The organism is Leptolyngbya sp. FACHB-541, assembly GCF_014695875.1.
Taxonomy (GTDB): domain Bacteria; phylum Cyanobacteriota; class Cyanobacteriia; order Elainellales; family Elainellaceae; genus JAAUTN01.
The window spans coordinates 22270-36190 of sequence record NZ_JACJPC010000073.1; the positions used below are offsets into that span (position 1 = coordinate 22270).

A 13921-nucleotide genomic window follows, 5' to 3' on the forward strand; every position below is an offset into this window, starting at 1 on the left:
GATTGGGTTAACAAAATACCCTCCCTTTAGTTGTGCATGAAGTTACATCCTTCAAGGTATGTCTCAGGCATTCTAGAAATGCGGTTTTAAGGCATACCCCTATAATGAAAAACCAATCGAAAAGCTTGAAAACTTTAATTTATGGGAGCAAATTGCAGCAATGGACGAACTTTCCAACTTTCTCTACCCCCACAGTCGCTACCACGGTGAAGTCAAGCCAGAAAACCTGGTCTTTAATGCCAACCTACAGGAATTTGCTCAGCGTGTAAGCCTCATTTCTAATCTTGAAACTGGCGGAAAACTCACCCCTATCGAGTCTTTTCAACAAATCGAGTTGCTCTGGAAAAAGCTTAAAGACTCCAAGAAACAGCTTGGTATCGGCAGGCAGAGAGACGAGCACGGCTAGAATGCTGAGGATGTCTTTACGCCGCAGGAGACGTCCTCTTACAACATTGTGATTTGTAATCCAATAAATAAAAATTTGAGCGTGAGAATTATGGTTCTCACGCTCAAATTTTTATGGTTTTTATCGCAATGCCTGTGAGACGCTACTAGCCAGGATTGGACTGAGAGCTATTGTCTCGGCGCTTAATCGGTTTGGCAAGTGGTTCCCGACGCTGAGGGGGGGCTCCGACTGGCTTGTCTCCGCGTGAGGGACGCTGCCCTTCACGGCTACCTTCCCACCGCTTTTTGCCGTAGCCACCGGCCATCGGTCGTCCACCTTTGCGCCCCCCACCGCCTTTACTGTCCTGGCGTTTTTTGGGCGGGACTAAACCGATCATAGTGCCGTCTTGCACAACCAGCAGGTTCTCTTGCCGCTGTACCTGTAAATCCCAGAAATAGCCTACTGCTTTACCGGTTAGAACGCCCTCCAAGTTTAGCTTAAAGGCTCTGCCCTGACTGTCTCCGCGGCGGGGAGACTGCTGAATTTTGACGATTAGCCGCTGATCTTCCTGAGACTGAAACAGCACCTCACCGCGAATGGAGAAGTAGCCATCTTCATGCCCCGGAGAATCGATCGCTGCTGCATCCGCTTCAACTTGAGCGCTACCCGACAGAGCAGCTTCCTCAGTATCCGCAGGTTGCTCAGAACCTTCAACTTCAGAGCCTTCCACTTTATTCAATTTTTCAGGTTCCCAAACGCCCACAATCTGCACGTGTAGATTGGTATTTTTTTCTCGCGTCCGAGGATACACTACCCACAGATGAGGCTGCTCTAGGTCAACATGTTTTTTGACCAGGCTCATCACACGCCCTAACAGAACGGCATCAATTGCAGTCCCGTCCTCTGTATGCAAGAAGCCTCGGGTAAACTGCTCGTCCGAAGGTTCGTATCTTCCCCGCACCAGTCCGATCGCCCGATATTGCATCGGTTCGCTAGCAGGCGGAATCGGCTGCTGTCGCATGGATGCGATCTGGCTATCAACGTCTTCCGCATCATCGCCCTCAGAACTGATCTCAGATGCCTCGATCGGCAAGGGGTCTGGGGTTGGTGCTGACGCTGACTTGGACACGGTTGAATCAGCCGCCGCAACTGAAGGTGCTGGCGCTGGCGCTGGCTTTGGAGGCATTAGCGGGGGAATTGCCTTGGGTTTTTCCTCTGATTCCAGATTTTCCTCTGACATTGCTTCTGAAGCATCTAAAACAGTAGGGGGAGCGCTTTCAAGGGTTGCGTTGGGCTGCTGATCCATATTATTCGTACTGGTTTCTGCTGAATTTGCAGGTTCAGGTGAAGGACTAGAAGAAGCCTGATTTTCAGGCTGCTCAGGGGAGGAAGCCGATTGAGATGAATTAGGGAACTGGTTCTGAGAAGGACTCACTAAAACCTCCTTGCGGTGGAAACCTGCCCGTCCACCATTAACCACTAAAGCAAGATACCAGTGCAGATTAAACACTAGGTTAGCATCCACACTAAACCTACCTTGCTAAAGAAATGAGGCTAGTGTTCGGTGACACCCAATTTGTTTATACGGGCGCGATCGTCATCGTCAGGGATTTTTATCGAGCAAGGCAGATGTAGTTAATCATGGCAGAATGACAGTAGAGTTTGGGAAAGTTGTGTGTTTGATAAACGCAATCGCTGGATCATCAATCTAATCATGGGTTTTGCAGTACTCTGCTTTGTCGGGCTAGCGATTTTGCCGCTCGTTGGGCTGCTGCGAACCACCCCCACCACAGCTAATGCCCCAGCTAATGCCCCAACATCAGACTTGGAGGCGCAGGCACGGGGTTATGAACTGGTATTAGAGGATGAACCCGATAACCAAACCGCACTTCGCAATCTATTGAGGGTTCGGCGGGAGTTAGGTGATGTTGAGGGAACGATCGCCCCGCTGGAGAAACTTGCAGAACTCAACCCAACTCAACCCGAATATACGATTTTGCTGGCACAGGCAAAGCAGCAGGTTGGCGATCGCGAAGGAGCTGCCCAAGCCTATCGCAGCATTTTGACAACCCAACCCGGAAATGTCTATGCCCTCCAGGGGCTTGCCGCTCTACTGATTGAACAAGAGCGCCCGGAGGCAGCAATTGGTTTGTTGCAGGACACCCTGCGGAATGCAAATCAGGCGAATCAAATTCAAGCCGGTAGCGTTGACTTGACCTCAGTGCGGCTATTGTTGGGGCAGGTCTATGCAGAGAGCGATCGCTACAATGAAGCGATCGCGGTCTACGAACAGGCAATTCAGAGCGATCGCCAGGACTTTCGCCCAGTATTAGCAAAAGCATTGGTGCTGCAAGCTCAAGGCAAAGATACCGAAGCCCAACCCCTGTTTACCACCGCTGCCTCTCTAGCTCCCGCCCAATACAAAGACCAGATTAACCAACTTGCGACTGGAGGAGTAGAAGAGCTTCCTCCACCCCTTACTGAAGATTCTCCGAGTCAGTCCTCACCCGCTCCCGCTCCCGCTCCCTCGCCCGAACAGACTCCAGCCTCCACACCTGAGTAATCTGCAATGGCTGTCTAGACTTAGGTTACAGCCAGATCTCTTCACTCATGCTTCATACGTAAGAGAGCTAAAACGGGTGAGACGTAAAGAGTAAGTAAATATACATTTTTGTCCCTAGCAATAGTGCGTATGCATTGGCTACCTTAAAACTCGACATCCGTGTGGAGTTACGTAATGCCAAGCTAAATTTTCTTTTTTTATACGAAACCCACAGTGATTTCACTGGTAACTCAGTGATTTTGAAAAGGGCAGAAAATTCTTCACTTTACGTCATACTCTGCTCAACAAAATTCGCTGTAAGTTCGGTGTAGGTCTTCTATTAACGGTTTCAGGGGCATCGTCTCCCGTGTCACTTTTGCTGACTTAAAAGTTGGCATTTCAGCATTTTTCCACCTGAGTTAAGCAAGTTATCTCGTCTTCTCCTACAGTGCCTCAGTTGTAAAAGCACTAACCAGGAGCTAGGCGGAATATTGCTATGCAAAAGCTTACAGGTGAATTTAGTCTCCAAGAACTTGTATAACTTGCAAAGGTAGGTTCCCAGTACATGGCATCCGATATTCGATCTTCCATTGAAAAAGCAACTGCAAGCAGCTACAGCAATACAGAGCGCGCTAGCAGCCTCAGTTCCTCAACCACGACCAATCTGCATCGCTCCAGTGCTGCCAGAGTTAACACAGGTCCTCTAGCACGTGTTTCGGTGACTAATATTGAGAGAGCAACTGGCGCAACCAAAACGTTTTCTGTAACCTACGCTGACAGTAGCGGTATTAACCTTAGAAGTATTGGATCTAGGAACATTCTCGTTACTGCTGGAAATAAGTTTAGACAATTTGCTCGACTGGTGAGTCCAGCAAAATTTGTTGCAGGAAGCAAGAATACACGGGCGATCGCAACCTACAGCATTACTGCGCGGGACAGAGTTTGGAGCGCAAATGAGAATGGTCGATACTCAATTTCTCTACAGGGACGACAGGTTAAAGATACACTTGGAGCTTTTGCCGCCCCACGCAAGCTAAAGGACTTCCTGGTTGATGTTCCAACTGTATCTTTTGTTAGTGGAGCCATCACTGCCCCTGGAGAGTACACCCTACGCGTCAACTATAGAGATAGAAACAATATCAGCTTGCCTAGGATCGATTCAGCTGATCTTGCTGTCTCTGGCGGACCAACTCCACTCAACGTGCAGTTTGTCAGCGCTGAGCAGGGGCGCACTGGCACCCTGGCGACTTACCGCATTAGCGCTCCAGACAGTCGCTTTGATCCAGATGACTATGGCACCTACAGCATCAGCCTACGCGCCAACCAGGTCAGCGACATCGCCCGTAATTTTGTCCAACCAGGATTAATACGCTCATTTACAGTGAATGAAGCGGCGCTACCGCCGATTGGACTTTTAGGTAGTGAGAGAACAATCGAAAGCGGCGCACAAAATCACCTGTTCACCGTAACGTATCAGGACAATGGTTCTGTTGATGCCACAACCCTTGGAACGGAGGATGTCCGGGTAACTGGACCCAACGGCTACAACCAACTTGCAGAATACGTTGGATCTCAAATTGGTGCTAATGGACTCACAGCCACCTACCGCATTTCTGCTCCAGGTGGAAGCAGTTGGGGAGCAGATGAGACGGGCGCTTACCAAGTGTCACTGGTTGCAAATCAGATCGCGGATAACAATGGAAACAACAATGTAGCGGCTACCTTGGGGAGTATTCAGGTTAACCCTCAAAGCTTGAGGTTTGAAGCAGAAACCTTCACTTCAGACGGGTCCTACTTTGTTGAAAGAAGTGTTACCACTGCCTCGGGTGGAAGAGTGCTTCGAGTGAGACAGCAAAGCACTCCAGGTCAAGCTTCTCGACTATTCACAGGTCCATCTGGTACATACAACATTGTGGTTGGCTACTTTGATGAGAATGATGGAGTAGCTAAGCTTTCAGTCAAGATTAACAATACCTTGATCGACAGCTGGAATTTTGACCAGAACTTGGGTAGCACTACTGCAACTTCTCAGACGTTTGTAGAACGACAAATCGCCAGCGGTATTAGTGTTTCCCGCAACTCGACAATTAACCTTGAAGGAATTTTTGCGGGCGGAGAGGCCGCGCGGGTCGATTACATTGAATTTATTCGGGTTTAATTCGTCCAGGTAGTATGGTGCTGGTTGCTTGAGTCAGGCATAATACCGTTTCTCTGAGAAGTGGTAACAGATGGAAAAGGTCTCCTCACACTGGAAGTGCCCTTCCGTCTGTCGCTCTGTCTCGAAGTTGGTTTAGGCCAGAACGTAAAGGAGGATAGAGCTTAGCTCTATCCTCCTTTACGTTCTGTTTAGATGTAAAACTGGTGGCTCAATCATGGGTACGAAAATTGCTTCTATACCTATTGATTTAGCCTTAACTCGCAAAGCTAAATATTTAGCCGCTGGTAAATGGTGTCTAGATGTTTTAGATGCTGTTGAGGGTCGAAGCAAACTTCGATTTCTTCAGCCGATAGGTGGGCGGTGACGGTCGGGTTTTGTGTAATCAACGCATGAAAATCGCCGCTTGGGGTGTTCCAAGCGGTATGGGCACAAGATTGAACGACCGCATAAGCTTCTTCTCGGCTCAGTCCTTTATCGACCAGAGCAAGCAAAACCTTTTGACTGAAAACTACACCGCCGTACCGGTTCATGTTGCGCTGCATATTTTCCGGGTAGACCAGCAGATTTTTCACCAGATCGGTGATTTCTACCAGCATGTAGTGGGTCAAAATGCAGGCATCTGGCAAGATGACTCGCTCAACAGAGCTATGGGAAATGTCTCGCTCGTGCCACAGGGCTACATTCTCGATTGCAGCAACCGCGTGTCCTCGAACAATTCTCGCCATTCCAGTTAGGCGCTCAGAGCGGATGGGGTTACGCTTGTGAGGCATGGCTGAGGAGCCTTTTTGCCCTTTGGCAAAAAATTCTTCCACCTCCAGGACATCGGTACGCTGCAGGTTACGGATTTCGACGGAAAATCGCTCAATCGATGCAGTTACTAACGCCAGCGTTTGCACAAAGTCGGCATGGCGATCGCGCGAAACGACTTGGGTCGAAGCGGTATCGGGTTCTAAGCCTAAATTTTGACAAGCGATCGCTTCCACCTGCGGGTCAATATTGGCATAGGTACCCACCGCTCCCGAAATTTTGCCCACCGCAATTTGGCTGTGCAGACGACAGAGGCGATCGCGATGTCGCAGCACCTCTGCCAGCCAGCCAGCTAGCTTAAACCCAAAGGTGATCGGCTCAGCGTGAATGCCGTGCGATCGCCCAATCATCACCGTATCCCGATGCTGTTGCGCCTGATAGCGAATCGCCTGAATCAATGCCTCCAGTTGACCCAGCAACACATCCAGGCTAGCGACTAATTGCAGCGCCAACGCGGTGTCCAGCACATCAGAACTGGTCAGCCCCAGGTGAATGTAGCGCCCAACGTCTCCGACATACTCATTCACGTTGGTCAGAAACGCGATCATGTCATGGCGAACTTCGGCTTCAATTTCTAACACCCGTTGGGGGTCAAAATCCGCCTTCGCCTTGATCGTTTCTACTGCCTCAGCCGGAATGTAGCCCAATTCTGCTTGGGCCTCACAGACCGCAATCTCGACCTGTAGCCAGGTTTTCAATTTATACGTTTCAGTCCACAAGTTGCCCATCTCAGGCAGGGTATAACGCTCAATCAAGGCTCGTGTCGCAGAATACAACCGTCCTATTGTACAACTCTAAGGATTGAATAGAAATTTGCGGGCACCCGCAAGTTTTTGTCCAGTCTGGTGAAGCTGAAAAGTTGTTTGAGCCTTAATCTGTATCCAAAGACGTAAAAAAATAGGAACCAAATTTCGGTTTTCCTTCGTCACCAATAAAAAATAGACAGTTTGCTCCTTAAAAGACTAGTAAACGAGTTGAGTTAAGTTGAGGCATTCAGAAGCTAAAAGCGTGATTTGTTGACCGCCATCAGATACGAAATTGTGATAGGTGTGAGTGGAGTGTGAGTATTTTTAGAATGGCTTAAAGCCTGTCCTGCTAGGCATTTCAGGACACTGCTTTGGTTGTTTGATGTAGGTCTCACCCAAATTAGTGAGTCCAATCGTTAAACTGCCACAGCTAAAGGAATTTGGTGCGGAAACCTCTCAAAGCTCTCTGTATAGCCTCGATAGGAAGCTCAATTTGGACGTTGAGAGTTTGATTATGCCGCCCTCACACACCCCCCAGTCCAACTTAATCAGTCGGTTGCATTGCCCTACGGTTTCGATTGGTTTAATCCAGCCTGAACCCGCTCAACCCCTGCAACTTGGCCGTGTTGAACTCGACTTTGAAGATTTATCAGCCTTTGAGCAAGTCCGAGACCAGTATTCAGGATTAGGGATCAAGTTTGCTGGAGCGATCGCCCTTCAGCCTTCTAACCCCGCCTTTCTGCCTCGTTCTGGCTCAGTCGTACTCATGCCTATGACCAACGGGCTGAGTTTTGATATTTATCTCTATTGCGCAACCCAAACCGTTGGCGCTTTTGTTACAGGTACCAAACAAGTTAGGCTCACTGCATTTGACGCTGATGGTAAAGTGATTGCCCAAAGCGATACCGGCGTACGTCAATATGTACAGGAACAGCGACAAACCGTTGATCCCCTGCCTCAGCACAAGCTGGAATTAACTGCTGTAGGAATTGCCAGAGTCAAATTTGCCTCGGATACCCCTTTTACACTAGATGATTTCTTTTGCGGTTAGCGATCGCCACCCTTAAATCAGGTTCTAATAAATCTGCTCTAATGAATCTATAGCCCTTTGCCAAAATATCCATGATCTACTCCTGTGAATTAGCTGCGGGTCAGAGCCTTTACTTGGATGACCAGGGAATGCAAGTTGTCCTGACGCTAACTAGCAGCAGTCCGGGGCAGCAGCAACAATCTAGCAGCAGTTTTCAGGGCAGCTTGACGGCTCCGCCTCAAGTGTTTCGGACAGCTCAAGGCATTGTGGTCAAGTTGGTTATGAGCGATGGCGATCGCCTGATTCACCTCCAAGGGAGTCACGTTAGCCCGCTCAGCCATAGCCCTGATCTGAGTAACGCCGAACAAATCCAGGTACAGCAAACTGCTAGTCAGCCATCCGCACCAGCAATGAAGCCGATGCCGCCAATGGAATCCATGCAACCAATGCAACCCATGAACTTGAATATGGGTGATATGCAGATGAGCATGAATCCAATGCAAATGCGGATGGGAGGCATGGAGCTGAAAATGGGTTCAGCTGCTGCATCCGCGTCTGCTCCAGAAGCCGCTTCTCAGACTGCTCAAACTCAGCGCTTTTGCAGCCAATGCGGAGCCACAGTTGATAGAAGCGATCGCTTTTGTTCTAGCTGTGGATATCAACTTTCCGTCAAGGTTTGATGCTAAAAAATTAAATTTTAGATTTCTCCCCTATTTCCCCCTAAAAGTACGGGTCACAGTATCAGATATCAGTGTCACAATGGATCAAAAGTAAACCTGACATTTACGGTCTCCATGGTTTTTAACCCTGACAACGCCAATTTTTTCAGTGGCAGTGCCGAAGAGAGCCAAGCGAATCAACTTCTGAAGTATCTCCAGCATCAGTCGCCTGAAGTTTTGGCAAGAGTTGCAAAGTCCGTCAGCCCTGAGATTAAGCAGATTATTTCTCAGAACGTCCAGGGACTAGTAGGAGTTTTGCCATCAGAAACATTCAACGTCCAAATTACTACTGACCGCGAAAACTTAGCCGGACTGCTAGCATCTGCAATGATGACAGGCTATTTCCTGCGCCGCATGGAGCAGCGCATGGAGCTAGAAGACAGCATCAGCAGCTCGCTCTCGCTACATCGTGAATCTGGCAATGGGGAATCTTCCTCTGATTCTCTGTTCTAAGCGAAGTTAGCGAGATTGAAGCATATCTGAGATTTTGTTCTGAGATCCTATCGGAGTCACGTGCGCGGCTCTACGATAGCTTTTGTTCGCTTATGCGATGTGCAGTCTCAGTTGAAGATTCAACAACAAGGAAAGCGGGGAAATTTACTCTTCTCCCCGCTTTTTTGTTCTAGCCTGCACAGCTACAGCGGTCCGTGAATCTCAGCGTTCTACCCGTCCTAGCCAAGTTGGTCAGCCGGAAACGCACTTGGACGCACTTGAATGGTTTGAACTTGACCATTCCGATTGATTTCTAGCTCCAGAACTTCTCCAACGCTGCTAGTCTCAACCTGGTCTTGAACATCTACAGCCGTTTCTACAGACGTATCGTTCACCTTCAAGATCACGTCTCCTTGCTGTAAACCTGCCTGGGCGGCTGGAGTATCCTGCATCACCTCGATGATGAGTACCCCCTTTTCAAGATTGGCATCTAAAGCAAGCCCTTCTTCCTGGCTGATCCGTTCTTTCAGCTCTGGGGTCAAGTCCACCATTTGAATGCCCAGGTAGGGATGCTGAACTTCACCATTGGCGAAGAGCTGGTCTGCAATTCGTTGGGCTGTCTCAATCGGGATGGCGAACCCTAACCCTTGAGCATTGGCGCGAATGGCAGTGTTAACCCCAATTACTTCGCCCTGGTCATTGAGCAAGGGACCACCAGAGTTGCCAGGATTGATTGCTGCATCGGTCTGGATAAACCTAACTCGCTTGTCAACACCAACCTGAGAGCTAGACCGCTCTGTAGCGCTGATGATGCCAGCAGTAACGGTATTGTCTAAGCCGAGAGGGTTGCCGATGGCGATCGCCCACTGCCCCGGCACCAGGTTCTGAGAACTGCCAATTCTCACCGTCGGCAGCTCGGTTGCTTCAATTTTAATCACCGCGACATCAGTCACCGGGTCAACCCCGACGACTTCCCCGTCAAAAGTGCGTCCATCCTTCAGCGTGACGGTGACCGTGTCTGCCCCCTCTACCACGTGAGCATTGGTCATCAACCGGCCGTCTGGGGTCAGAATGAAGCCTGATCCAGTGCCTTGCTCAGTCCGTTCTTGCGGCATGGATGGGGCTTCGTCTCCAAAAAAGCGGCGCAAGAGGGGATTTTGGAACGCATCGGGAACGCGGCTAGCGATCGTGCGAGAAGAATCGATTCGTACGACAGCAGGTCCAACTTGCTCAACCGCATCAGCAATAAAGTTAGGGTTATTCCGCTCAACAATGCGAACAGTCGGCTGGGGGCTTTCTTGAGCTGGAGATTCTAGCGCTGCCGGAACTGCTTCTGGGCGATCGGAGCGATTTTCTGAATTGAGATAGTAGCCGCCCGCCCAGCCTGCACTTCCTCCGACAATCAGAAAAGCTGCGTAAATGCCCAATTGCTTTAGTGAGAAGCCCATACTCTTAGTTCCCGCTGTTGATTCCCGCGATGGCAGTATTTTGCTGACTCCAATCTAACCAAATTGAAACTCGCAATTCACACCACATAACCCCATAAACAAAAAGTTTTGTCAAAATTTTATGAGGAACTTCTGTCTGCTAAATGCAGTGAAGTGATTTAGACCTCTCAACCCGCACTCGTAAGAGATGCATTTTGAGCGAGGCAAATGCTTTGTCGTTTTCATTTGGGTTTCGAGTATGAATTTGTCGCGCTGCCTCACTTTTCCCGCACTGCTCTGGATTTTGACTCTGGTCGGGGCAGGACAGGCTACCTCATCTCTCGCCGCATCAAACCCTTATCAGCTCGAAGTAGGCGAACCCGCCGCCTCGTTCAGGCAATCTTTTGCCGTGGGCAAGCTTGATCGCTCAACGCTTGGCATTCCTTATCCTACCTCTGCCATTCAGAATTCTCTAGAACTTGAAGAGATTTATCAGACCCATCAGAATGCTGCTCGGTTAACTCACTTGTCAAGCAAACAAGCTGAGCCGCAAACTGCTTCTCCAACTAGCTCTGAGGCTGAAGGCGATACGCTCTGTCCTGAACCAGCTTTGTCTCGTGTGACCCGCCATCGCATCGCTGCGGGCGAAACTTTGACCAGCTTGTCACAGCGCTATAACTTGATTCCAGCAACGCTAATGGGAATGAATCCTGTGCTGCGGGATGGGAATGCTCCCGTGGGGTCTGAGATTTTGGTTCCACCGTATAACGGCATCCAAGTGGAAGTGCCTGCAGGAAGCACCTGGCAGGCTTTGGCAGAACTGTACGGCACGCGAGCCGATGTTTTGTTTGAGGTGAATGGCTGTCAGGAGGCTCCTCGCGTTGTCTTTGTGCCCGGTGTCAACTGGTCGCCCAACCAAACTGCAACGGGTACGCCCGCACGAGTGGATGGCGTGTTAAGGGAATATCCTTTGCCTGCAACTGCCTTTATTTCAACAGGTTATGGCTGGCAGCTCAACTCTGATAACGGCAATGTTGCCTTTCATGGTGGAGTAGACTTGACTGCTGACCGAGGAACACCCGTGCTAGCAGCAGGTGAAGGCACCGTTGCCTTTGCGTCAAACCAAGGTAATTACGGCAATCTAGTTGTGATTAACCATAGTCAGGGTTTACAAACTCGCTACGCCCAACTCGACAGTATCGACGTGGAAGTGGGTCAAACCGTTAGAGCAGGCGATCGCATTGGCACGGTTGGCAACACAGGAGTCGCGACCAACCCTCACCTGCATTTTGAAATTCGCTCCAATTCTGACTTAGGCTGGGTTGCTCAAGATCCCGGAGCTTATTTTCAAGATATGAGACTCGCAGAGCAATAAAATTGCCTTACGCACATTCGAGCTTGTCTAAATGCAGTTTCACAACCCGTTCGAGGATTGTTGAGCAAGCAGACGTAACCAGAATGGAAGGATAAACCGCACTGCCCCAAATTGGATGCTCAATCGTTCGGCAATCCCCTCGATTTAGCACGGAGTAGCCCAACGTTGAGCGAATCACTGCCACATCATCCAACCGGAGCTGCCCTGAAACTGAAAACATGGGCAGCCCTGTTCGCGGATCAAACAAATCTGCAAAATACCCATCCTGCTGAAGCTGAGTGACGATTTTGTCGCCGAGTTCAGTAACCTTTTGCCGCAGTTGGAATTTATGAATTTCGGTTTCAACCGTTCGATCTACCAATGCCAGCTCACAGGGTTGAATAACAATTAATACCGACGAAACTGGGGCAGACCAACTTGGTAAAAGCTCGTCTAAATGAGTTTTAATAAATTTGCTGGGTGGATGAATTGAATACTGCAATGAGTGACGGGTTAAGTTGGAATTTCTCATTCTATAGCGATTCTGAATCTCAGTGAATTCGAGGTTTATTTCCAGGTCAATCCTTAATCAGTCACAAAAAGCGCACCCTGGAAGAGTGCGCTTTTCATTAAGTTGCTTTTCTGAATCCTAAGTTAGGGTCAGCTTTTTGGCTCGAACTTTAAAGCCGCTGAGTTCATACAGTAACGCTGTCCTGTAGGTTGAGGTCCATCATCAAAGACGTGACCCAGGTGGGCATCACACTGAGCACAAAGAACTTCAGTTCGACGCATGAACAAAGCGCGATCGTCTTCGTAGCCGATGTTGTCTTCCTTTGAAGGTGCCCAAAAACTTGGCCAACCCGTGCCAGAGTCATATTTTGTGTCTGAACTAAACAATTCAGCGTTACAGCAAACACAGCGATATATTCCTGGCTTTTTGTTGTCGTGATATTCCCCTGTAAAGGCTCTTTCCGTCCCTTTTTTGCGGGTTACTTTAAACTGCTCAGGGGTTAACTGCTGCTGCCATTCCTGGTCAGTTTTTTGCACCTTATTCACCATGAATTATGCTCCTATATCGCTTAAAAATTGCTATGCAGTTCACTAGTAGGAAAGTCTTCAATACATTCCTCACTACCTGAAATGCATTTGCCTGAGCGAAGTCGTTGATCTGATTCTAAATCAACACTCTGGACTACAGCAGGTGAGGATTTGTCGCTGAAATTGGTGTAGTGCTAATAATATTCCTCCAAAGAGGGGCTATAGATGGCAGGGCGAAGCAGCGGTCAGGCAGACTCTAAAGTGAGTCGGAAATTGCTGCCCAAATGCTTCGCCCTTAAGGAAACTCTAGTTCTTCTGGTTTCTATTACTGCGCGTTCAGTGCAGTTGTTAGCTGCTGACGGATTTGAGGGGGCAGCAACACTCGGTTAACGGCATGAACCACGCCATTACTAGCCTGAATATCTGCCCGAATCACACTACCGTCATTCACTACGATGCGTTCAGGAGTAACGCGGACAGCAATGCCGCCGTTGAGGGTGGAGATTGCTCCCGTCTGAAGCTGGCTGGAAGTGAATTCGCCAGGAACGACGTGATAAGCCAAAACTTGTCTCAGCAGGTTGCGGTTTTCGGGACGCAGCAGGAACTCAAGAGCACCATCGGGCAATGCTGCAAAGGCAGTGTCAGTGGGCGCAAAGATAGTAACGGGTCCACCAGCATTTTGCAGTAGAGGCGCTACATCTGCTGCTGCTACAGCTTGTGCCAGGGTGTTAAAGGAGTTACCGCTAGGAGCTTGTTGGGTAGAAACCTGTTGCAGCAACTCAGTAAGGCTAGCGTTGCTAGAAGTTGGAGGCGTAGCAGCATCGGGGGCAGGGACAGGCTGGGCAGCAGGGGGTTCTGTTGCAGGTGTAGTTGCGTCGGGTCCGGGGGTTGTGGTTGGTGGTGTTGTACTCGGTTCCGTTGTGCCAGGGGTGCCCGCTCCAGGAGTGGTCAGACCCGGTGCAGTAGGAGCAGGTGCGGATTGGGTTTGGGCGAGCAGAGGAGCGCTGGCTGCGGCTGCGACTCCGGCAGCACCTAGCAGAATGGCGATCGCCCTCACGCTTCGGGAATAAAAAGTAACTTGCATCAGCTTAAAACTTTGTTACAACAACGCCTTTAGGCTAAAACAAACTGACTTTTATGCGATCGCACAAAAGGCGTAGCCGGAAAAAATAACTGCAGACAGGTGACAAACCTGACTATCGGTCAAGTTTGGTAGTCCCTCATCAAGAGCCAGAATTTATAACGCTTCTCCAAACAGATAGAAGGACACCCCGCGCCGTGGG

At 49.5% G+C, this 13921-nt stretch carries 13 protein-coding genes; 7 read left to right on the forward strand and 6 right to left on the reverse strand.

Annotation, left to right across the window (positions count from 1 at the left end; translation table 11 throughout):
• Positions 1-160: 160 nt before the first annotated feature.
• A complete protein-coding gene (locus H6G00_RS16635) occupies positions 161-406 on the forward strand; it encodes a hypothetical protein (protein WP_190643366.1) in 246 nt (81 codons plus the stop codon).
• 145 nt (positions 407-551) lie between these two features.
• Here the strand turns inward: H6G00_RS16635 and H6G00_RS16640 are convergent, their stop codons facing one another.
• A complete protein-coding gene (locus tag H6G00_RS16640; RefSeq protein ID WP_242042307.1) occupies positions 552-1910 on the reverse strand; it encodes a hypothetical protein in 1359 nt (452 codons plus the stop codon).
• Between the two features lie 150 nt (positions 1911-2060).
• On the opposite strand from H6G00_RS16640, the gene H6G00_RS16645 reads away from it, so the two are divergent.
• Both H6G00_RS16645 and H6G00_RS16650 read left to right on the forward strand, forming a co-directional pair.
• Positions 2061-2948 carry a tetratricopeptide repeat protein gene (locus H6G00_RS16645; RefSeq protein WP_190797611.1) on the forward strand — a complete coding sequence of 296 codons (888 nt, stop codon included), beginning with the start codon at positions 2061-2063 and terminating at the stop codon, positions 2946-2948.
• 544 nt (positions 2949-3492) lie between these two features.
• The gene (locus H6G00_RS16650; RefSeq protein ID WP_190797612.1) at positions 3493-5085 is read left to right on the forward strand and encodes a hypothetical protein; all 1593 of its coding nucleotides are present in this window, start codon (positions 3493-3495) and stop codon (positions 5083-5085) included.
• A 266-nt stretch (positions 5086-5351) separates the two neighbouring features.
• Here H6G00_RS16650 and purB read toward each other — a convergent pair whose 3' ends face one another.
• Positions 5352-6647, reverse strand: coding sequence for an adenylosuccinate lyase (gene purB, locus H6G00_RS16655; protein WP_190797643.1), 1296 nt, complete (start codon positions 6645-6647; stop codon positions 5352-5354).
• 394 nt (positions 6648-7041) lie between these two features.
• Here purB and H6G00_RS16660 point away from each other — a divergent pair, with 394 nt between their 5' ends.
• The 3 genes from H6G00_RS16660 to H6G00_RS16670 all read left to right on the forward strand — a co-directional run bounded on the left by H6G00_RS16660 (position 7042) and on the right by H6G00_RS16670 (position 8840).
• Positions 7042-7689, forward strand: a complete 648-nt coding sequence (locus tag H6G00_RS16660; protein WP_190797613.1) for a hypothetical protein — start codon at positions 7042-7044, stop codon at positions 7687-7689.
• A gap of 71 nt (positions 7690-7760) precedes the next feature.
• Entirely contained in the window at positions 7761-8348 is a 588-nt protein-coding gene (locus H6G00_RS16665) for a zinc ribbon domain-containing protein (RefSeq protein ID WP_190797614.1), read from the forward strand.
• 114 nt (positions 8349-8462) lie between these two features.
• A complete protein-coding gene (locus H6G00_RS16670) occupies positions 8463-8840 on the forward strand; it encodes a DUF760 domain-containing protein (RefSeq protein WP_190643361.1) in 378 nt (125 codons plus the stop codon).
• Positions 8841-9058: 218 nt separating this feature from the next.
• Here the strand turns inward: H6G00_RS16670 and H6G00_RS16675 are convergent, their stop codons facing one another.
• Positions 9059-10267 carry an HhoA/HhoB/HtrA family serine endopeptidase gene (locus tag H6G00_RS16675; protein WP_190797615.1) on the reverse strand — a complete coding sequence of 403 codons (1209 nt, stop codon included), beginning with the start codon at positions 10265-10267 and terminating at the stop codon, positions 9059-9061.
• Positions 10268-10505: 238 nt separating this feature from the next.
• Here H6G00_RS16675 and H6G00_RS16680 point away from each other — a divergent pair, with 238 nt between their 5' ends.
• Positions 10506-11621: a M23 family metallopeptidase gene (locus tag H6G00_RS16680; RefSeq protein WP_190797616.1), complete on the forward strand. Its 1116-nt coding sequence runs from the start codon at positions 10506-10508 to the stop codon at positions 11619-11621.
• A gap of 7 nt (positions 11622-11628) precedes the next feature.
• Here the strand turns inward: H6G00_RS16680 and H6G00_RS16685 are convergent, their stop codons facing one another.
• The 3 genes from H6G00_RS16685 to H6G00_RS16695 all read right to left on the reverse strand — a co-directional run bounded on the left by H6G00_RS16685 (position 11629) and on the right by H6G00_RS16695 (position 13722).
• On the reverse strand, positions 11629-12132 hold the full coding sequence (locus tag H6G00_RS16685) for a methylmalonic aciduria and homocystinuria type D protein (protein WP_190797617.1): 504 nt from the start codon (positions 12130-12132) through the stop codon (positions 11629-11631).
• A gap of 128 nt (positions 12133-12260) precedes the next feature.
• On the reverse strand, positions 12261-12659 hold the full coding sequence (msrB, locus tag H6G00_RS16690; RefSeq protein ID WP_190797618.1) for a peptide-methionine (R)-S-oxide reductase MsrB: 399 nt from the start codon (positions 12657-12659) through the stop codon (positions 12261-12263).
• Positions 12660-12963: 304 nt separating this feature from the next.
• Complete coding sequence (locus tag H6G00_RS16695; RefSeq protein ID WP_190797619.1) at positions 12964-13722, reverse strand: fasciclin domain-containing protein; 759 nt, start codon at positions 13720-13722, stop codon at positions 12964-12966.
• Positions 13723-13921: the final 199 nt, after the last annotated feature.